Annotated in this window: 17 protein-coding genes and 1 pseudogene; 9 read left to right on the forward strand and 9 right to left on the reverse strand. The window is 65.3% G+C overall.

Annotated elements, in window-relative coordinates; genetic code table 11:
• Positions 1-18 precede the first annotated feature (18 nt).
• The 3 genes from BIU94_RS09305 to BIU94_RS09315 form a co-directional block, all read right to left on the reverse strand.
• A complete protein-coding gene (locus BIU94_RS09305) occupies positions 19-786 on the reverse strand; it encodes an SDR family NAD(P)-dependent oxidoreductase (RefSeq protein WP_071258046.1) in 768 nt (255 codons plus the stop codon).
• Between the two features lie 451 nt (positions 787-1237).
• The gene (locus tag BIU94_RS17400; RefSeq protein ID WP_139196001.1) at positions 1238-1771 is read right to left on the reverse strand and encodes a hypothetical protein; all 534 of its coding nucleotides are present in this window, start codon (positions 1769-1771) and stop codon (positions 1238-1240) included.
• Positions 1772-1776: 5 nt separating this feature from the next.
• Positions 1777-3039 carry a NucA/NucB deoxyribonuclease domain-containing protein gene (locus BIU94_RS09315; RefSeq protein ID WP_139196365.1) on the reverse strand — a complete coding sequence of 421 codons (1263 nt, stop codon included), beginning with the start codon at positions 3037-3039 and terminating at the stop codon, positions 1777-1779.
• Between the two features lie 1512 nt (positions 3040-4551).
• Between BIU94_RS09315 and BIU94_RS09320 the strand changes: the two genes are divergently transcribed.
• A complete protein-coding gene (locus BIU94_RS09320) occupies positions 4552-5979 on the forward strand; it encodes a restriction endonuclease (protein WP_175473906.1) in 1428 nt (475 codons plus the stop codon).
• Between the two features lie 121 nt (positions 5980-6100).
• On the opposite strand, the gene BIU94_RS09325 is transcribed toward BIU94_RS09320, so the two are convergent.
• The 4 genes from BIU94_RS09325 to BIU94_RS09335 all read right to left on the reverse strand — a co-directional run bounded on the left by BIU94_RS09325 (position 6101) and on the right by BIU94_RS09335 (position 9004).
• Entirely contained in the window at positions 6101-6373 is a 273-nt protein-coding gene (locus BIU94_RS09325) for a hypothetical protein (protein WP_139196366.1), read from the reverse strand.
• 428 nt (positions 6374-6801) lie between these two features.
• Positions 6802-7815, reverse strand: coding sequence for an ImmA/IrrE family metallo-endopeptidase (locus BIU94_RS09330; RefSeq protein WP_071258065.1), 1014 nt, complete (start codon positions 7813-7815; stop codon positions 6802-6804).
• Positions 7812-8480, reverse strand: a complete 669-nt coding sequence (locus BIU94_RS17405) for a hypothetical protein (RefSeq protein WP_139196367.1) — start codon at positions 8478-8480, stop codon at positions 7812-7814. Before BIU94_RS17405 ends, BIU94_RS09330 begins: the two co-directional genes overlap by 4 nt.
• Complete coding sequence (locus tag BIU94_RS09335) at positions 8477-9004, reverse strand: RNA polymerase sigma factor (protein ID WP_071258068.1); 528 nt, start codon at positions 9002-9004, stop codon at positions 8477-8479. Before BIU94_RS09335 ends, BIU94_RS17405 begins: the two co-directional genes overlap by 4 nt.
• Before the next feature lie 510 nt (positions 9005-9514).
• On the opposite strand from BIU94_RS09335, the gene BIU94_RS09340 reads away from it, so the two are divergent.
• Positions 9515-10513, forward strand: a complete 999-nt coding sequence (locus BIU94_RS09340) for a hypothetical protein (protein ID WP_071258071.1) — start codon at positions 9515-9517, stop codon at positions 10511-10513.
• A gap of 105 nt (positions 10514-10618) precedes the next feature.
• The gene (locus BIU94_RS09345) at positions 10619-10969 is read left to right on the forward strand and encodes an Lsr2 family protein (protein WP_071258075.1); all 351 of its coding nucleotides are present in this window, start codon (positions 10619-10621) and stop codon (positions 10967-10969) included.
• A 630-nt stretch (positions 10970-11599) separates the two neighbouring features.
• Here BIU94_RS09345 and BIU94_RS09350 read toward each other — a convergent pair.
• On the reverse strand, positions 11600-12046 hold the full coding sequence (locus BIU94_RS09350; protein WP_071258077.1) for a hypothetical protein: 447 nt from the start codon (positions 12044-12046) through the stop codon (positions 11600-11602).
• Positions 12043-12516 carry an ImmA/IrrE family metallo-endopeptidase gene (locus tag BIU94_RS09355; RefSeq protein ID WP_071258088.1) on the reverse strand — a complete coding sequence of 158 codons (474 nt, stop codon included), beginning with the start codon at positions 12514-12516 and terminating at the stop codon, positions 12043-12045. The genes BIU94_RS09350 and BIU94_RS09355 overlap by 4 nt, the downstream gene beginning before the upstream one ends.
• 461 nt (positions 12517-12977) lie before the next feature.
• On the opposite strand from BIU94_RS09355, the gene BIU94_RS09360 reads away from it, so the two are divergent.
• The 6 genes and pseudogenes from BIU94_RS09360 to BIU94_RS17410 all read left to right on the forward strand — a co-directional run bounded on the left by BIU94_RS09360 (position 12978) and on the right by BIU94_RS17410 (position 18559).
• Entirely contained in the window at positions 12978-13865 is an 888-nt protein-coding gene (locus BIU94_RS09360) for a sce7726 family protein (RefSeq protein ID WP_071258091.1), read from the forward strand.
• Positions 13866-13915: 50 nt separating this feature from the next.
• Positions 13916-14854, forward strand: coding sequence for a sce7725 family protein (locus BIU94_RS09365; RefSeq protein ID WP_175472085.1), 939 nt, complete (start codon positions 13916-13918; stop codon positions 14852-14854).
• Positions 14855-15069: 215 nt separating this feature from the next.
• A complete protein-coding gene (locus BIU94_RS09370) occupies positions 15070-16314 on the forward strand; it encodes a hypothetical protein (protein WP_139196370.1) in 1245 nt (414 codons plus the stop codon).
• Positions 16315-16518: 204 nt separating this feature from the next.
• Positions 16519-16857 (forward strand): annotated as a pseudogene (locus tag BIU94_RS18105) (histone-like nucleoid-structuring protein Lsr2); the annotation flags it as partial.
• A gap of 171 nt (positions 16858-17028) precedes the next feature.
• The gene (locus BIU94_RS18110; RefSeq protein WP_071258097.1) at positions 17029-17622 is read left to right on the forward strand and encodes a hypothetical protein; all 594 of its coding nucleotides are present in this window, start codon (positions 17029-17031) and stop codon (positions 17620-17622) included.
• Between the two features lie 316 nt (positions 17623-17938).
• On the forward strand, positions 17939-18559 hold the full coding sequence (locus tag BIU94_RS17410; RefSeq protein WP_139196371.1) for a hypothetical protein: 621 nt from the start codon (positions 17939-17941) through the stop codon (positions 18557-18559).
• Positions 18560-19256: the final 697 nt, after the last annotated feature.

A 19256-nucleotide genomic window follows, 5' to 3' on the forward strand; every position in this document is an offset into this window, starting at 1 on the left:
GCGCCGCTTCTGCGGTGCCTACAGTCCGACGCTGCCCTGGGAGATCCCACCGTCGATCGTGACCGTGGTGCTCGTCATGTAGGCGGCCTTGCCGGACGCCAGGAAGACGACGACCTCGGCGATCTCGTGCGGCTTCGCCGGGCGACCGAGCGGGATGGCGTCGTCGAGCTGCTTGAGCTTGTCCGGGTCCGAGGTCGTGGCGGTGTTGATCGGGGTGTCGACCGCCCCCGGCGCGATGTTCACGATCCGGACGCCGTGCGGACCGAGCTCGACGCCGCCGCTCCGCGCCAGCATCCGCATGCCGCCCTTCGACACGCAGTACGCCAGGTTGCCGGGCATCGGCCAGTCCTCGTGCACGCTCGAGATGTTCAGGACGAGACCACCGTCGCCCTGTGCGATGAACTGCTTCGCAGCGGCCTGGGTGCCGAAGAACGCGCTCTTCATGTTGACCGCCATGAGCTTGTCGTAGCCCTCCTCGGTCTCCTCGAGCAGGGACTTCCGGTCCTCCATGCCGGCGTTGTTCACCAGGACGTCGAGCGAGCCGAACGAGTCGACCGCCTTCTGCACCATCCGGTGCAGGTCGTCCGCCTTCGTGATGTCGGCATCGACGCCGACCGCATGACCGCCGGCCTGCTCGATCCGCTGGACCAGCGACTCCGTCTCCTCGGGGTGGGCGACGTAGTCGATGACGATGTTCGCGCCCTCCGCGGCCGCGGCGAGGCAGATCTGCTCACCGATCCCGCTGTTCCCGCCGGTGACGACGATGGTCTTGCCTTCGAGCAGCATGCTTCCTCCTGGTCGGTTCCTGACGGCCACGATGCTCCTGGGGACCGGGGAGCGTCCGGTCAGTGGGCTGAGGCTGTGCCCGGGCGGGTCGGGCGGCGTATGGCCGGGGTGCCGACGCTGTGCGCAGTCGATCAGCGGACCCGTGGCGGAGGCCGCAACCGCCGCGGGCGCAATCTCGCATCCACCCCGCGCCAGGCCCGACTCCGTGGCCGGATGATCGGCTTCTTCGCGGTCTCGCCACTCCCGATCAGCTCGGGCATCGTGGGGAAGGGCGATCTCCAACTCGTGTTCCGGTCACTCCAGTTCAGCGGCCGTGATCCCCGGGCGTATCCGGGCAACGACCGCGAAGGAGCTCGGCGCCACCGCTGCTGCGTCCGCGCCGAGCTCCTCGATGATGTGACGCCGCGTCATCTGCTGTCGCCTCTCACCCGGTGTCGGGTGGACGAACGCTTCACACGAGGAGCAGCCGGCGAAGAGGCACGTCCGGGTACAGCGTGTGATCGATGCGCCAGGCGGAGCCGTTCCAAGTCCAAGCCCTGGTGACCGCCGTGGTGCGCCAGAGGCGTAACAGGTCCCCGACCGGGACGACCGGATAGTCGTCAACGAATCCGCTCGGATCGAAGACCAGCGCGCTCGTGGCGACGTCAGGGCCGTGTTCGATGATCTGCGCGACTGTGCCGTCGGTGACGAACGCCAGCCAGAACGTTCCTGGCCGGTGATCTGGATGGTCGGGGAGCGCACGTCGGGACCGTAGCATCGCCTCTCCTTCTGCGACCGCCGTGCTGAGCGGAAGGAAACGCGCGCCTGGGACGAACTCATCGCCGGGGTTCTGTCCGTCCCGCCATCGCCAGATCGAGGCGACCTCGGGAGGCAGCCGAGCCAGGCTGTGGTCGGTGGGTTCGAGACCTGGTCGCAAGCGCAAGGGGGACGAGGAGCTCGACGACACTCGTCGGGCGTACGCGTCGAGCTCCTCATCGTTGTTCATGCTGTTCAGTGTCCGTTGCAGATCTTGAGCGTGGCCACGGCAGATCCCCGTGGCGCTGGAGCCCACACGATGCCACGTTCGCTTCGGGGTGCCGTGTTGAGGTGGCACTTCGTCACGAAGCTGCCGTACTGGCCGCCTTGTGCACTGTTGTCCGTGCTGGTGATCGAGCGCAAGCTCGGGAGCGGGGATGCAGTGTTGCCGCCCTGCAGGGTGCTGTAGAGCGGGAACTCGTCACAGGAGTTTCCGGCGGGTTGGTTCTGACAGGCCGGCGACGATGAGTACCAGCTTCGAGGACTCGGGTTCTCTGCCGCTGGACGGTAGTCCTGGAGCACCCACGCGGGATGGGTCAGCATGGCGTCGATGTCGTGATTTGTAGCTTCATCGACGGCGTCTTCCTGCCCGGAGACGAAGATCGGACGGTGCTTGCATTCGTCGTAAGGGTTCTGCCCTGCCGCGGCGACGTAGGCGATGCACTGTTTTGCTGCGACCTGGGCGTCGCTGGGCGTGAGGTCCGGGTTCGTCCCGGTGAGTGCTGACGCGACGGCGCCGACTCGCCAGAAGCCTGGCAACTGCGCCGGCGGCTCTGGCGCCGATGGCGGGGCGGGGTTTGCCTGCTGCGTCCACGCGGGTGCAGTCGCCGTCTGCGTGCCATCGCCCACGTAGTAGATCGCCAGCGCGGACAGCGCTGCCGCACCGCCGGATGAACGGACGGCGAGGAGCACCGAACGGCTCGTGGCACCACTGGCCTGCGCCGCACGTGTGCAAGCGATGTACTGGTCGGTGAGGGAGCTGCCGAGGTTGTGGGTACCAGGCACGAATGCCAGGCCGTCGCAGAGCTGCGACGGTGCAATCGCGAGCAGCGACGCCGCGAGCGCTTCGGCGTCGAGCCCGTCGGAGAGCCGATGAACGGTCAAGCCCGCGGCGCCGACGGCGCTGGTCGGCTGCTGCGCGGAGGCGCGCACGGACGCAGCGCTACCACCGTTGAAGGCGCTGTTCGATGAGTACGAGTACTCGTCTCCCCCGCGGGTGTCACGGGCGGTCGCCTTCCAGGAGTCACCATTGCCTTCGACCCACATCTCGATGGCTGTGGTGCTGTTGCCGCTCTCGGACCATCCCCAGTCGGAGAGGTCGGAGGCGTTCGTGTCGTCGTAGTTGCCGGAACCGAAGATCGCGCTGTACTCAACCGCTGTCGCAAAGTTCCGCAGCGAGGACGATGTGACGGCGTCGTACGGGCCAGCGGCTTGTGCGGGTGATGTCCCGATGGTCAAGAGTGCCGCTGCGAGAGCGGTGGCAGCCGAAGCTGCGACAGTGGTTCGGAGAGTTCCCCTCAGTTTTCTCACGTCGCCACCCTGACAGGGCACACAGCATCGTCGCCGCCCCCCGTTCGGGGGTTCGCAACCAACAGGCGCAACCCCTTGGCAAAATCCATTTCCTACCACGTCGAGCGTGACCGAGAGGAGGAGCTACAGCACTGCTGGCGGCACCTCGATTCCCCATCCCCGCCGTGCACTGGAGGCGCCTGAGCCATAACCGACGCCAGCCGGCGGGGCCGCGGTTCGCATGGTCGTTCTCATCTGCTCAGTTGTGACTGTGGGCGGTGCGGGACGGGGCGCTTCGCCTTCGCAGACCGCGGTGGCTCCATTGCCCTGACCGGCAGGGACGTGCCCGTCAGGGCTCACGTCGAGGCGCGCGCGTCCTGCAGATCGCCGTGTCGAGGTGATGGATCCTACGTGTCGATACCGCGCACGTAGGCCGACACATCCGCTCCCGAACGCAACACGCACGCCTTCAACCCGAAAGCTTCGCCGCGCCCGGAAACGCCATCAGAGCGTCCGGGGTGCTTCAGCGCGCCCGAAAACAGCGGCGAACGCCGCCACAGTCACTTCCACGCCGTAGCAAGGCGTCCGACGAGCCCCTATCCGGCTACAGACCCCGCAGAAACGAGAAGAACCCCCGGCTGAAGTCGGGGGTTCTTCTCGTGAGCCGAGTTTCGCAAACCGTTGAGGTCAGAGACACAAACGGCCCTGTGGCGGGTCATTTGCAGGTCTCGGCGTCCACCGTAATAGCGCCGATCCGGGACAGCCGGGCTGGCCGCCGTAGCTGGGTTTCCCCTGGGCCGGGTCGACGTTTCCCCTTTCGGAAGGAAGCCCTGGTCAGGCGTTGGGTGCACTTGACCCAGACGCACTCTTCGGCGAACGGTCAGATGGTGACGAGATCGCAGTGCCCGCCTCGCTCGAGGTGGCCCCGGCCGCCGAAGAGTGCACGCAACCCGACTCCGGAGACTCCACTCGAACAGGGTGGGTGTCACGCATCTCAGCTGTTCACGGAAGCTTGCCTGGCGAGTTCGGCGGCGAAGGAGAGCCTCGGGTGTTCGCGGACGACTGCGAGGAGCTGCGCCTCTGGGACTCCAAGCTCGTGCAGCAGGTTGAGGATGACCACCGCGGAGGTCGTCTCAACGACGGCGTGCAGCCGGTCGAAGTCCCCTCCAGCTGCACCGGCATCTGGCTGGCGCTGCCCCCACTCGTCGTATGGACTGGGTCACGCTCCGTACGAAAGGTCCCCAGCAACAGCTGCCCGGCGGAGGATCGGTGTAACAGCATCCCGACGACGAGGAAGAACACGTATCCGCTCTTCCATCTGATCTCCTGGCCCAAACGCGTCAAGCGGAACCTGTCGTCGTGTCTTCACGACCGGGCCCCTGAACTCACCAATCTTCACCTAGGCCGCTTCGGATGTGATCAACTGATCGCGGACTGCACGGGAAGGTGGTCGGAATGATCGTGCTCGGCAAGACCGCTGACGACAAAGGCGCACAGCTTGAGGCGGTCGTCGCCGCTGCCCTCACCGCGCAAGGCTATGAGGACGTCACCGGCAACCTCATCGAGGCGGGCGGCAACGAGATCGACGTCGTCGCGGTCCGCGCCTCACCGGTCATCGGCGATGTGCAGCGCACTCCGGTGATCTGCGAAGCGAAGGCGTACCGTGACCCGGTCGGCACGCCCGCGTGGCAGCGGTTCCTCGGCAAGCTCTTCATCGCCCGAGCGTCAGACGCCAGCACCGTCGGCGTGCTCATCGCACTCAATGGCGTGAATGGCAACGTCGAGGGCAGCTTTCGCGACCTACGAAAAGCCGACACCGCAGTGTTCATCATCACCGGTAGGCATCTCGAGGAGAACGCTCGAAACACCGGCGAAGTCGGCGACGCGGCAACCGTGCAGACTACGGCGGAGGAGCGCTACAGCCGAGTAGCGACGAACACGGAACTGGCCTACTACGGCGGCGCCTATTACTGGCTGATCACCTGGCAGTCCACCGTCGGGGAGTACTCCATCACCGACGGGCATGGCGGCGCCCTGTCCCAGGAAGTCGTCGAAGACCTCGGCCCAGCGTTGACCGCCGCGGTTTCCGGCACGCTCCTCACCGACGCAGACGTCGCCGAACGCGACGCCGAAACCCACCTGGAACGCCTGCGGCTAATGAACCGGTTGTTCGCCGGCCAGTCAGTTGAACCTGGCGAAGCCGCCGACGAACTCAGGGTGGAACCGTTCTGTGCCGAAATCGACGGGCAGGTGACGTTGCGGCCAGCAGGAGAGCTCAACGCCTACGCCGTGTCGCGGCTGTTCGCCAGCATCTTCACCCACGCTGTTCCGGTCGCGCAACTCGGCTTCGCCGCGGATCGTCACCACACCGCGTACGTGCTCCGCCTCATCGACGTGCTCCCGGAGCTGCAGTTCGGGTTCACACTCTCCGCCGACGACGACGCGACGCTTCGAGCTGTCGCACCGTACTTCCCGTCGGTGTGGATGGCGTTGGCGACACCGATGCCGTTCTTCGCCGGCCACGCCGACACCGTCGTCGATGATGCAAAGACGGGAGATCTGGGCGTGGTGGACCGGAACGCGTTCTGGGAGACGATCGCGGACCTGATCCGCGGCGACTTCGTCAACGTCAGCGTTCGCGGTTTCCTGTTCGAGCACCTCGGGGTCGCCGAGCTCGCCGAGCAGCGCGCACTGACGGTGAAGACTCGCAGCGCAGCGATCGGCACAGTGGACGTGCAGTACCGGAACGCGCTCGCAACGCTTTCCGACGAACTCGTCGGCGAAGCAGGCAGTCGACACAGCATCATCCGGATCCTCCCGGGCGTTCAAGAGCCCTGGGAGGTGGAACACCCGGAACCGACGATCGCGCTCAACCGTCCGACGGGTTGACTTCGCCACATTACGTCCGCCCCGGGATGACGTGCTGCATGTCGTTGCCCAGTTGTCGCCGACGATCGTACAGGCGCGTTCGGTCGGCACCATGGGCTTGCACGTTCGCTCCTGCTGCTGGCTAGAAGTGGTTCTGCATCCAGTCGGTCACGTCGTTGGGCACGCCGTATGTCGCCCAGACCTGGTCGGTGACGGTAACGACGGTGACGGCGTCGTTGCTGTCGACGATCTTGCCGATGCCGTCCCGGAGTTGCACCGCGGTGAGGTCGGTGTCGACGAAGTAGCTGCTTTCCGCGGGGCGAGCCCAGCTCCGATGCGACTTCAAGTATGCGATGAGGGCTTCGTACTTCTGCCCGGTCATGTTCAGGTCGTAGTTCACCCAGTGAACGGCCATGGTGTTCTCCTGTCGATGCGTTTGGGGCGCTGAGCGGGTGGACTGCGACGACGCTGCAGCCCACCCGCCGTTCGCTACTTCTCGTTCCGGACACCCTTGTGCTGGTTCGAGCTCCCGTTGAGGATCCGACCCGTGCTGGTGTCACGCTTGAACCACTGGCCGTTGTGCTGGAACTCGCTACGTCCCTTGACGGCACCATTGCGGTGCCCGTTACCGGTGTTCTTTGCCACTGTTTTCGTCACCTCCGCTCCGAGCGAGAATCGGCGGTTCCGCCACGCTCACTCAGTAGTCGGAAGGTGCGTTCCCGACTTAAGCCGCTCGGTCGAACTTTTCCGCGCCACCTCTGTGGCGGCTGAGGTGCAACGGGCGTCCCGTCGTGTACTCGGGTCTGCCGGGCACGAGCGCTCCGCGGTGACGGCAGGGTCCGTTCACTGGCAGTCGACGCAGATGCCGGCGTCGTTGATGAGGTAGATGCTCTTCAGATCTCCGCATTGGGCGCATGCTCGGGCGCGGGCGGCGTTCCGGTCGCAGCGGCACTTGCCGCAGACCGGGCAGTGCGGTTCATGACAGGTGGGGCACGGCCATCCGCGCACCGCCACCTGTCCCTGGCAGCAGCTGATGTGGAACGTGGGCCGTCGGTCGTAGTCGCGTTCGATGACGGGTTGGGCGATGCCGCTTCCGCCGCTCCATACGTTCGCGTCGGCGAATACGGCGATGACGTATCGTCCGTCACGGACGGCGTCGACCCAGAAATCTGCTTGCGCTCCCCATGGTGCTCGCCAGCCGATCCGCCGGCGGAGGGATCCGCCTTCGGGAAGTTCCAGAAGGGGGTTGCCCGGGTCTGGGATCTGGTTCCGCCAGGGGTAGACCGTGGGCCAGCCGTGTTCCGCGTCGGGATGAATGGAGGCGTGTGCGACAACTCCGTACTCGGGGTCGATCATGGCGATGGCGCCGAGCCCTCGCATCTGCTCGGTGAGGGCGATGACGCAGACCGGTCGGCTCGCCCGAGTCGTGCGGTAGAGGTTGATGACGTCTGAGGCTTGGAGGGGTCGTTGCAGCGGCTGGAGTGCTGCGGCGGGGAGCAGCAGCGCTTGTGCGATGCGGTCGCACAGCATCTCGAGCAGATGCTCGGGCTGTGTTTGGTCCGCGATCCAGTCGTAGAGCCCTGAGTTGGTGACGAGGATGTGCGCGAACTCGTGAGCGAGAGTGAACTGGTCGCGGTCACTGTTTGACGACGCAGCGTAGAGCACCACTCCGTCTTCCAGAAATGACAGCCCGTCGCACGTTCCGTCGGCGGCACGTTGGTCGCCGAGGTGTTCTACCTGTTCGACGATCAGGTCGAACTCGTCCCGCATCGTCGCCGCGGGGTCTGCTGCGAAGCGCCGCCGCTGCTCTTCGGACACTCGCCGCAGCGCCTTTGCCACCGCCTGGTCGAGGTTCATAGGCCGCTTCGGTTTTCGAGCGCGCGAACGAGCGCCTCAATCGACGACAGGGTGTCGTCAACATCTGTTCGCGATCCTCGGTGCACGGTGCCAAGCGCGCGTCGTTCTAGGGCGGTTCGCGCCTCCTGCACGGTGATGTGACGCAGCTGCGCCCACCGTTCGACGAGCGCTCTGAACCGCGGGTGACGGCGAAGCTGCTGCACGAGGTTCGCATCTTCCGCAGGTGCGGAAACGTCGATGAGTTGTTCCGCAGCGGTGTTGAGGATTGAGGCAAGCGAGTCGATGACGACGGGCGGTACGTCGGCGGCTTCTGTGGTTTCCCACCTCATTACATCTGCTGGCGTGATACTCCAACCACGTCGGCTGAGTTCTGCCGCAATGTCGCTGACGGTGCGCTGTCGACGTTGACGCTGGCGACGGAGGAGCCGACCGTCGAGGCGCTTCGTTGGTGAAGGAACCAGGCCGAGCAGCTTCGCTGCTGAGTCATCCTCGAGCGCTGGAGCACCAGAATACTGTCCAACGTTTTGCAATTCATCCACGATTGCGGCGAACGGTCGAATGTCTGCGGGGAGGTTGGGCAGCGGGACGGGCGCGTGCGCGTGGCGAGGGCCCAGTCTGCCCGTTGCCATTAGTCGGCTGATGAGGTCGTCGTTGTCCGTGGTCATTGCTTCGCTCCTTCCATTCGTTGCCGTAGTTTCTGTAGAGCTTTGGAGAGGATTTGCGAGATTCGGGCCGGGGTGACCCCCAGTGCCTGTGCAACGGTCTTCTGAGGTTCGTTGTTCATGATCACTCGCGCGATGACGTCCCGTTCCCGGTCCGTCAACACATCCCATGCTTCCCAGAGCTCAGCGATGGCGAGGGCCTCGTCGACCGTGTCGTCGACCGCCGCGTAGGCGTCGATCGGGTGCGGTACGTCTTCGAGCGCATCCGCCGTCCCGGCGTACTGCTTCGGGTGCAGGCTCCGGATCGCGTCGATCGCGCGCCGCTTGATCATCTGGATGACGAACGCTTCCGCGTTTGTCACACCGGTGGGACGTTTGCGGAGCAGCTCCTCTACGACGGTGAGCACCACGTCCTCAGCCTCACGTTCAGCACCGACTTGCGCCAGCACTGATGAGGCGACGCGGTAGAGAGTGTCTCGGTGGGCGTTGTAGAACGCCGCGATGCCTTCCGGAGTGGAAAGGTCCATCGGTCCCCCAATGTGTCAACGGCTGACACGCCGCCTGGTAGCTACCTTCACATGATGAAGTCGTCGTCGGTGTCAGAAACGTTAGCGGCGGGTCCACTCGGGCGTGTCGCTGCGTCAAGTCGGCGACGGGTCCTCCTCCGGGTCGCGCTGCGGTGGTCTTCCTTCGGCCTGCCCGCGAGCGGTCGATCGCATCAAGAAGCGGGGGTGAACATTGAGCTGGGGTAAGCACCTCAACCTGCATCGAGCATGCCCATGGCCAGGGCGAGCGCTCCGGCGAGGAGCGACCAGACGGCGCGGATGACCCCTGGAGGGCGAATCTCCGGCGATGTGTGGCAACGCTGGCGCCAGCGACCCGCCCCGCAGATCCTGACCCCTGAACGGCGCTACGGTTCTGCCAGCAGGAGGACGTCACTGGCTGCGGGAGTCATTTCCGGCCGTGTCGGTGGGAATTGACGCGATCGGTGGCACTACTGTCTGCGTCGGATCGAGACGAACCCGATCGGAGCTGTCATGGAAGTCGTCGAACGAGTCGGGGTCGCCGCGCTGACCGCGGTCCGGCTGCTCGAGGCCGGCTCACCTGGCCAAATGAGCATCGCCCTCGTATTGCTGGAGGCCGCAGCGGAAGCAACGATGCGCCGCCGCGCACAACAAGAGGAATGGTCTCCGAAGTTCGCCGACTTCTATCGCGGAATCGGCGAGCCCGTTTCCGAGATCGACCTCCGCAACACGCTTCCCGTGAGCAAATTGACGACGAAGGCCTGGGAGCTCGATGATCGTTCGCGTCGAGCGATGGAGAAGACCTTCGAGGGACTCACCGACTACCTGGTGTTCCTCGAGGTGATCCCGCCGGACCTGAAAGCGCCACTGATGCGGCTCCACGAGTACCGCAACGAGACTTACCATCACAACCGTGTGCGATCCGAGACACTTCGCACGGCCGTACAGCTGTACCTGAACCTCGTCGCCGAGCTCCTCGAACTCGCCACCCCGAACATGTACGAGCTGTTCTCGCGCCAACGGGCGGCCGCTTTCGCAGCGGTACTCGAGATCGACACGGATGAGGCCCGCGGAGCAGTCACCGCGCAGAAGGCTCTCGCAGCGAAACTCCGTGCCGCAGCGGGCAAGTCCGACGCCCTGCCACGCCTTCTCGCCGAGGACGTGCACCGGCGACTCGACGACGTCGCGGAGGCTCTGAGCTTCTCGGCTTCTGTGATGCCCCAGGAGGGCGTGACCGCCGATGACGTCTCGCGCCTGGCGCAATGGACCGGTAATCCACTGGAATCGATGGAATCGCTTCGCGGCAAGCGCTTCCCAGTGATGAAGGCGACAGTCGCTCGTTGGCGGCAGGACGCAGGGGCGATCTCCGAGGCGACCGATGTTCGTGCCGCCTTCACGCTGTTCGCGAGCTTCGAGGACGAGTTCGAGGACTACGAGGCAGCAGTGGCCGAGATGGCATCGATGGCCGACGACTACGTGCAGCACCAGATTGATGAGCGGCGCGGGAAGTAGCCCCCCTCCCCGAATTGCGACCGCCGGCGGCAGTAAAAGAAGCTCGCGGGCTGGGATCTTCTGCCACAGTGGTCTCTGAAACCTACGACAGATCAGGAGTCGCACATGGCGCAGAAGGTGACGACGCAGCTCGTCGACGACCTCTCCGACGAGGTCATCGAACAGGGGAAGGGCCGCACGGTCCAGTTCGCGTTCGATGGCAGCTTCTACGAGATTGACCTCACGGACGACAACGCGGAGAAGCTCCGTGAGGTGTTCTCCGACTACGTCGCAGCGGCCCGCAAGGTATCCGGCGCTCGTGCGGGCCGGGGCGCTACGTCTTCTGCTGCGAAGGACCGCAACAGCGCAGACGAACTTGCAAGGATCCGCGAGTGGGCTGCTGCCAACGGCTACGAGGTCGCAGCACGAGGCCGCATCAGGCAGCAGGTTCGCGACGCGTACGCCGCGGCGAACTGACCGCGACCGAGGAGCTGAGCCAAGAGCAGGGGCGGGAAGCGGCGCACGAGTAGCGCCGAGAGGACTCGCTGCGCTGACGGCCACTGCGTGGAGGTCGCTTGTTCGCACCGCACTTTGTTCTGCAGCCGCTGCGATCGGGTCGAAGGCGAGTTCGCCGCCGCGATTCACACCGGGTCCGCCCGCGGAGCTGATCGGCTGCTCCCCTGTCAGCCTCTGAACCTCGCTCACTCCGATCCCGCACTTCCTCTCCCACCGCGCGTTGAGCAGTTCGAGGACTTTGAGAATCGTGACTTCCGGGATCCACGTGGCCCGACGACGGCGATGAAGTTCGCTGGCGCGACCACCAACGTTGCCTCGCGGCCGGCGAACCTCTGCGGGTCTTCCCCGTGGCGCCACGCGATGCCTGACAGAGCGTAAACCGGCGCAGGTTTCTCCGCGGAGCGAGAGCGCTGCTCGCCGTTGTCGGCATCCGTCGGGAGACCAGGACCCGAAAGTCCACCCCTCGGCGCCCGTCAGCAGGGGCAAGGAGGCAGGCGTTGGTGGTCATCCGCCGACCGCCCGTGCTCCGACATGGCATGTCTGCTGCCCACCACTTCCTTCGCCTGGGCGCGCACCGTCGTCTTCGGAGCTTCAGTCGTTCTTCGGCGCTGGCGGGAAGAGATAGCGGGCAATGATATAGATGATGCCCAGCACTTCGACGATGGTCGAAGATATCCAGAATTGCAGAACACTGGGCTCGACGTGACCTTTGACGGACCATGCGTAGTAGCCCACCAAAGCGCAGCCGAACACGAGGACACTTACAGCGAGCCGGGATGCGAACGTGAAGAACCGGAGACGCAAGTCGTTCTGCTGCCGCAGTCGAGCGATTTCCTGGAGTTCCATCTCACGCGCGTGATGTTCGCGCTCGTGTGCCAATTTGCCGGCCTCGGCCAGGTCCGCCCGAGGCTGAGTGCCTATTGTCAGATCGGCGACGTCGGGTCCGTCAGGGACATCCTCTTTCAGCTGTTCGATCTTGGCCTTATCCTTGGCCTCTTCGTTCTCGGTTTTCTTCGATCGCCGCTTACCCCACGTCATCGGGCGAGACGTTCGCGGCGCTTCTGTACAGCGGTCGGCGAGACGCCGAAGTACGACGCCAGGAGGTAGTCGGAGCCCAGCTTCCGTTCTTGCTTCCGGAACTCGGACGCGGGCATCAGCAGGGCGCCAGCGAACTCGTCCGCGTAGAACTCGTGCAGGTCGTATTCCCCGCCGCGCTTCTCGACGAATGAGTACGAACGGTCGTCTTGAGCTCTTCGCTCGACGAAGTGACCGACCTCATGGGCGCAAGTGAACATCTTGCGTCCGTAAGCGTCGGTGTCCTCGATCAGGACTTGAGCGGATCCGGGGCGCACCACGATCGCTCCCGAGATCCCCGGCAGCATCGACGTGAACTTAACGTCCAGCTCCATCGACCGTGCGATGGCGACGGGGTCGACTGGGAAGGTGCCGTTCCAGTGCTCGGCGCGGATCCGTTCCGCGGCATCCCGAGCAGCGTCTTTGACGAGCATCCTGCCTCCTTCCCCAACGTGGGATCCACGGTACCAGCGCGCTACGACGCCGGCTCGTAGGCATGCGGCGAGAAAGCTGCGGCGATAACCGGAGTGAGACCTGTCGTCGCGCGACGTAACGTCTCTCCGTGTCGCTCTGGTGCGGCTCTTCATGCAGCCCCTATGCGCGGAGCCTCGCCCGGCCGCCGCGGCCGGAGCAGGCAGGGCAGAAGCGGGTCGGCGTACCCGAGAGGCGCCGCCGACTCACCCGACCCTCCCTGGCCCTCGCACAGGGAGGTCAAGCTGGACAGGGGGTCCGCCGAGATACTCGCCAGCCGCTGAACCCCCGGCATAGGCAGCACATGACATCCCTGGGCCAGGACCAGCGTGCACTCTCGCCGGAAGCCGACGCACCCCCACGACCTTCTGCCGACTCCAACCCGCAGCATCCGGACTCGACGCTCGCTGCGTATGCTGCTGCGGTGCGCACTGAGCTGATTCCCGAGCCGTCGGTCGCCGACGCGGCGGCGCTGCTCTCCTCAGCCACGTACCGCAACCTCTCGACGACGCATCCGCTCGACGCGCTGTCCCGTATCGCGAGAGTCGCGCCGCTCGCGGCGTCTCAGGGCGCACAAACAATCGGCGACGTTCTCGACATCGCATACGCGGCCCTCGTCAGCGACTACCGCAACGAGTATGTCTTCAAGAATACGGTGGTATCGAGAATCGTGTTCGGTAAGCACAAACCGACAACCGCTTCAGCCATCCTGGAACTGCCACTCGGCACGTCCTTTGCGGACGTCGCGATCTTCAACGGAACGTCCACCGTGTATGAGATCAAGACGGACCTGGACTCGTTCAGCCGGCTGGAGAGCCAGCTGCGCGACTACTGCTCTCGGGCAGAGTTCGTGAACGTCGTCGTATCCGATCGGCGGGCCGCCACCGTGCAACGGCATCTACCGGAGTCCATCGGCATCATGGCGTTGCGCCGCAACGGCGCCATTCAGACCGTGCGCGCAGCGGAGTCCAACCTCGGCCAGCTGCGCTCGGACCATCTCTTCGACAGCCTAAGACGAGCTGAAGCGGAAGCTATCCTTCGCGCCAGCGGACACACAATCGTCGCAGCGGATCCGCTAGAACGGTGGAACGAATTGCGCGAGGCGTTCGCTGCACTCGATCCACACTTCGTGCACAGCCGAGCTGTCGTCGCCCTCCGCGAACGCGGGATGAAAGCCGCCTCCGTCGCAGCGGACCCGTCGCTACCACTCTCCGCACGAGCGCTCGCATACTCCGCTCCACTCTCCAACGCGAGCGGTCGACGGCTCCTCGACCGACTACGACAACCGATACCCCCAGTTTGGGGCTGTTGAGTTCATCTCACAGAATGCGCAACACTGTTCCCGGATAGCCAGGGGGACTGTTGTACTTTCCATACTTCTACGCAAAGCGTGCCGAACGAAATGCGCTCATCGACGTAGTGACGCACTTGGGCTCACCGCAGAAGGTGCATCCGATCCTCGAGCCGTACTCTCCGGCCGAGGACCTCGCCAAACTCCTCAACGCGTTCAGTGCGGCGAAGCAGCGGCTGCACCTGGTCGTCAATCCGAGTCGTGGTCTCCTCCAGACAGCCCCGAGCCGGGCAGCATGGTCGGCGGCGATGGCCAGTCCCATTGCGCAACCGGCACTGATCACGCCAACGCTGCACGTACTCGCTGGATCTACGGAAGCCGACCTCATAGCGTTCCTCGCTGCATTCCCGAAGCGTGATGTGGCTTTGATCGTCCTCGACCCGGGCTTGGCACCTGCGATCGTCGCGAAGCACGTCGTCGGCAAGCCCGTGCGTGTGTTCACCGGGCCACGAGTCGCGGTGACGGACTACCAGACGGCGTTGTCGCCGCTACCCGTTGTGGCACTCACTCCTCGGTTCCCGGTCATGACGAACGCGGACTACCCCGGTACGTCGCCGTTCTCGCTCAACCCGACGAGCTACGGCACAACAGGCTTCGGCGACTTCGCTCTGCTGGATCCGAAGCTCCCGCGGGTCGGCGCCGGCGGTGGCGGTGGCGCCGGCGCAGTCGCGTTGCATCTGACTTACCAGGACGCCACGACGAACGAACTGCATGTGCAGCACTTCTTGTCCGACGACCGTGTGCAGGGTGCCCCGCCCGTTGCCATCAAGCTCCTGCAGGCGATCGGGCACATGGACGCGCAGCAGACGGCCACTCCAGGTCGGTTCCTGCAGTCCCCCGGCTTCCAGACGCTGCACAAGTACCGCGTGGACAAGAAGGAAACGAGCCTCGAAAAGTCGAAGCAGCAGCAGATAAGCCACCACCTGTTCACGGTCGCAAGCGCACTGTAAGTACAACGAGCCGCTCGCCGTCGAGGCTCGGCACGTTGCCGTGACACTGCGGCCGCCTCTTGCGTCGTCGACGACGCCCAAAGTCCAGGTTGCGACCACCTCGAACGGCTCTTGCTTCATCGCTGAGGAAACACATGCCCCTCTTCCCCTTGTTCCGCCGCGCGCCCACTGCCGCTGTCGCTGTCAGGGAGGTCCCGCCTTCGACCATGGCATCAATGGCGATCCGAGAGTCCCGTATCTACGGGCGTGCGGTGCACGTCCGGGTCATCGTCGCCACCGTCGTCGTTCTCGCGGTCCTGGGTTACTTGTGGCTCGCTGTCACGCTCGCAGGGACGCAGAGTGCAGACGCAGACTCTGCACCCAAGTTCGAAGTCCATCCGTTGAGTGGCGCGACGCTGGTCGCGGTGTACGCCGGTCTGGGCGGGGTGAGTATCGCGCTGCAGTTCGGTGCCAGGTCGGTTGTAGACGCATCCACTGGCGACGCTCGTGGTACAGCGCGAGCTCTCGCGCAGCGCGCGTTCCTCAGCACATTGGCTTGGACGGCGTTGCTCTCCTCGGTTCTCCTAGGCATCCTCTCCGTGTTCTGGTACTCCGGGTTCCCGCACATCGACGCTGCTCGCACCGCTGGCCCATTGCTGACGAGCGCGTTCCTCGCCTACGTCGCAGCGGAGACGCATGTACTGCTCGAGAGCCCGCTGGATAAGACGATTCGCGAGATCGTGCAGCTGCGGCGCCGCCGGCAACTCAAGCACATTGTCGCCACTCATCTGCCGGCGCCGCTCAGCCGGCGGCGGGACTGGATTCTTCGCGTGGCGGCCTTCATCGGCGTTCCGCTTCTGTGCACCGCAGCCAGTCACTCCGTGTTGCCCGCCCGTGACCAGTTCGTGCTCGCCGGTCGCCTCGGCATCATCGCGTTGGCGACCGTCACTGCGTACGCAATCGTTCTCGCTGTAACGCAGGCGCTGGTCGACCGTCAGCCGGGCACCCTCGTCTCCTTCATCGGGTTCTCCGCTCTCGTGGGCTTCGTCCTCCTGCTCACGGTCCTGCAGACGATGCTTCAGATGCATGGAGAGCTGACTACCCGGGGTGACGTGGCTCGCGGTGTGCTCGGGATGTGGGTATTCGTCGTCGTTGTGCCGCTTGCCGTCATGTGTGCTGCCACCAGCTCGCGGGGGTTCATCCTCGGCGACACTCGGGCGCTGCTGCAGCGTCGCATCCGTGCCCTGGAGCGTGCGACGGTGAACCACCAGGCCCGGCGCCCGCTCGGCCGACTCGTCGTATGGGCGTGGTTGACCGCTCCGGTGTTCCCGTTCGGGATCCTCGTCGGATTACGTGCTGCACGAGACGCACGTGCGTTCCAGCACCGCGGGGCCGCTTCGGCGATGGCGGCTGCATGGACATGTGGAGGTATCGCAGGTGTCGGCGTCGTCGCCGCTGCCATCATCGCGCTCTTCCCGTAAGCGCCGGGGCACTCCCCCTTGGAGGGACGATCCCCCTTCCGCGACGCTCGGCGTAAGCCGGTGCGCGGCGTTGGAGCAGAAGGTCGAGCGGTGCCCCGGCAGGCCACAAACCTTGCACCTCGGGCACCTCACGGACGACGACCAGTATCCCGTCCAGCGCCGGTCTGCCACGCTGAAGGCAATGCTCGCAGTTCGGGGCAGCGCATGGCACAGAAGGTCACCACCCACCTCGTCGACGACCTGACCGTCGTCGTCGTCGTCATCGAGGAGGGAGGTACTGGACGTACCGTTCAGTTCGCGCTCAAGGGCATCAACTACGAGATCGACTTCGTCGACGACAACGCTGACAGCCTCCGCGAGGCGTTCTCGACTTAGATCTCCGCTGCTTTGGAAGTCACCGGACGCAGCGCCCGTTCGTCTTCCTCTTCCACCGCGTTGAAGGGCGGCAGCACCCCAACGGTGCTGGGAAGGATTCGAGAGTGGGCGGCCGCGAATGGCCATGAGGTCGCCGCTCATGGTCGTATCAGCCAGCAGGTCCGCGACGCACACGAGGCCTGCTGTCTCAGAATCAAGCACTCCCCTGCTGCGAGGGCATCAGCAGCAACCGTCCTCCAGGGCGCCCCTTCCTTCAGTCATGCGGCGAGATTGCAGCCGGCCCGAGTGGGCGCCGGGATGGGCTGGACAGCTCACTTCACCCGGACTACGTTCATACTTATGACCAATGAGGCTGCCGAAGTGCTCGGTCGAGTGGTCGCTGCGCTCACGGACCGGGAAGTGCCGCGCCTTGGCTGGCCGACGTCGGTGGTCCCGCTTCGAGGTGTCCGCATCGAGGCCATCGCGCACGACTCCGCTGTCACCGTCGTCGTCACCGACGGCAGCGCCGAAGCCTCGGCACGTCTCGACCTCGAAAGTCGGGAGGTCGTCATCTCATCCTCCGGCGGCGACGCGCAGCTCCGTCGACGTCTGCGCTGCCATACCCTCGAATTCGTCGCGGACCGCAACGACTTCGATCATCGCCGCGGTCTGATGACGCGTCCCGCTCCCCCGGACTTCGACGAGCACGACCCGGGTACGTGGACGTCGATGCAAGAACTCGCGGACGTCGTCGACGACGACTGGTACCCGCCGGAGCCGCGGGACCGGGAGCCCTCCGGCTGGGCATCGTTCTACGCGACGGCGCACCGCTTCAACGACCGGCTCCCGAACTCGGATGCCGTGGCCACAACGCAGCATTCAGACCCACTTCGAGGCGAGCGATGGTCTGCAGGTCCGGCCACGCCTGGCCAGCCAGCACCCGCTGAAGAGTGACATGACCGATACCGGCGTCCGCGGCAACCGCGCGCAGACTCCGTCCCGCCATCGCGTCGCGGACGTTCAACACGAACTGGCGAGCGATCTCGCCGAATCGATCCGAAGAGGGAACCTCTGGCCACGGCGCGTCGGCGAGTTCCACCGGCAACGCACGCATCGGACGACCCATGCGTCCAGCGTAGAGGGCCCGGCCCCCCGATTGTCGCTTGGTGGCGGTGACGGCCATCGGGGGCGCACTCGAACTGTCTCGCCTATCACCGCCTACCGCTTGGTTCTTCTACCCGTCCGACGGCGCCCGCCGACAGAACCCGATGTGACAGCCATCGAACAGATTGCCTTAGCAACTGCCGCAGACCTGCAAGCCGGACTCCGCCTCGTCGGCATTGAGTGGGAGCCCCGAGTCGGTGAACACTCACGCCCGGGCGACATGTACGTCTGGGTGTGCGGCGATGCGGGCGAGCAGAGCGCAGTCTCCTCCCTGCACCGCGGCGTCCTCTACGTGGGCGTCGACCAGAGCGGGCGCGGCGGACGGACGGAGTACGAGGAACGGGTCCGGCGCGGCTGGCACGGTCACGGTTTGGCGTTGGAACGCATGCACGCAACGGCCCTCACCGGCACCGTGTCGGCAGCCGCACCGTTCTTGGCGCATCCGGGCCTCGGCGCGGGCGCGAAAGGGCCGTACGTCAACGAAGTGCCGGATGGTCTGCGTCATCTTCACGCTGACATCGCCGCCGGCCGAGTCGTCACAGCCGCAGAACGACTGGCTGTCCGGCTCTGCATGCATGTGGGTGCGATTGGAGCGGCTGTGAACTCGCAGTACGCGTCGGCGTGGAAAGTGTCTGACACACTGAAACCGTACGACGACCTGGCATTTTGGGTCGCCGACTACCTTCGCGATGGTCGTCCCACAGCTCCAGCCAGCGGCGAACGATGAGAGGTGCGCCGCTCTCCGAAGCGACAGCACCTGCGGCTTTACCGTGGCCGTGCCGGCGTTCCGACTGGCTCGGTTCCGCGATCTGCGGCGGGCCTCCTGGGTGAACGTATAGGCGTTCGGTCGCTCGAACGCGCCAATGCACGCTCGACATGTGCGGGCAGCACTGGGCTCCCGTGTGACCAGCTCCTTCTCACCGGCGCCGACGTGAGCCGGCGCGGATCGAACCCGACTCCGAGCAGGACGACCCCCGCAGCGTTGAGCGCCACGGCAGGGAGCCCCCCCCCCCCCCCCCCCCGTGGAGGCCAAGGAACTGCCGCTGCGCTGACATGGCGGCAGCGATCGCAACGGCGAGGACCGATGCCGTTCGGATCATGAACGGCATAAGCTCGACCGGCCAGCCGAGAATCACCACCGCAACGAGCATCAGGCAACCGATCACAGGACCGACGCAGAGCAGCAGCAGACCGGTCAGAGAAAGCGGATCGATGCATCCTCTGCTCCGTCTGATGACTTCGGCCCGGGCCAGGTCAGGTCGAAAGTCCTCGCGCATCACGGCCCGTCCTCTGCACCAGCCACCACACCGGCGGCCCTGTCACGTGACCTTTTTCAACGACAGCCTGTCGATCCGCCGAGCCCCCACCTCGCCTGTTTATTACTATAAGCAGATGTCGAGCTATCGTCCACGCCTCCCATCGGC

Origin of the sequence: Curtobacterium sp. MMLR14_006 (assembly GCF_001864985.1) — a bacterium.
GTDB lineage: Bacteria > Actinomycetota > Actinomycetes > Actinomycetales > Microbacteriaceae > Curtobacterium.

What these genes read in the sequence shown, in the direction of transcription:
- BIU94_RS09305 (WP_071258046.1), bottom strand. Translation starts at nt 786, where the DNA reads ATGCTGCTCGAAGGCAAGACCATCGTCGTCACCGGCGGGAACAGCGGG.
- BIU94_RS17400 (WP_139196001.1), bottom strand. Translation starts at nt 1,771, where the DNA reads ATGAACAACGATGAGGAGCTCGACGCGTACGCCCGACGAGTGTCGTCG.
- BIU94_RS09325 (WP_139196366.1), bottom strand. Translation starts at nt 6,373, where the DNA reads ATGGCCGTTCACTGGGTGAACTACGACCTGAACATGACCGGGCAGAAG.
- BIU94_RS09330 (WP_071258065.1), bottom strand. Translation starts at nt 7,815, where the DNA reads ATGAACCTCGACCAGGCGGTGGCAAAGGCGCTGCGGCGAGTGTCCGAA.
- BIU94_RS17405 (WP_139196367.1), bottom strand. Translation starts at nt 8,480, where the DNA reads ATGACCACGGACAACGACGACCTCATCAGCCGACTAATGGCAACGGGC.
- BIU94_RS09335 (WP_071258068.1), bottom strand. Translation starts at nt 9,004, where the DNA reads ATGGACCTTTCCACTCCGGAAGGCATCGCGGCGTTCTACAACGCCCAC.
- BIU94_RS09340 (WP_071258071.1), top strand. Translation starts at nt 9,515, where the DNA reads ATGGAAGTCGTCGAACGAGTCGGGGTCGCCGCGCTGACCGCGGTCCGG.
- BIU94_RS09345 (WP_071258075.1), top strand. Translation starts at nt 10,619, where the DNA reads ATGGCGCAGAAGGTGACGACGCAGCTCGTCGACGACCTCTCCGACGAG.
- BIU94_RS09350 (WP_071258077.1), bottom strand. Translation starts at nt 12,046, where the DNA reads ATGACGTGGGGTAAGCGGCGATCGAAGAAAACCGAGAACGAAGAGGCC.
- BIU94_RS09355 (WP_071258088.1), bottom strand. Translation starts at nt 12,516, where the DNA reads ATGCTCGTCAAAGACGCTGCTCGGGATGCCGCGGAACGGATCCGCGCC.
- BIU94_RS09370 (WP_139196370.1), top strand. Translation starts at nt 15,070, where the DNA reads ATGGCGATCCGAGAGTCCCGTATCTACGGGCGTGCGGTGCACGTCCGG.
- BIU94_RS18110 (WP_071258097.1), top strand. Translation starts at nt 17,029, where the DNA reads ATGACCAATGAGGCTGCCGAAGTGCTCGGTCGAGTGGTCGCTGCGCTC.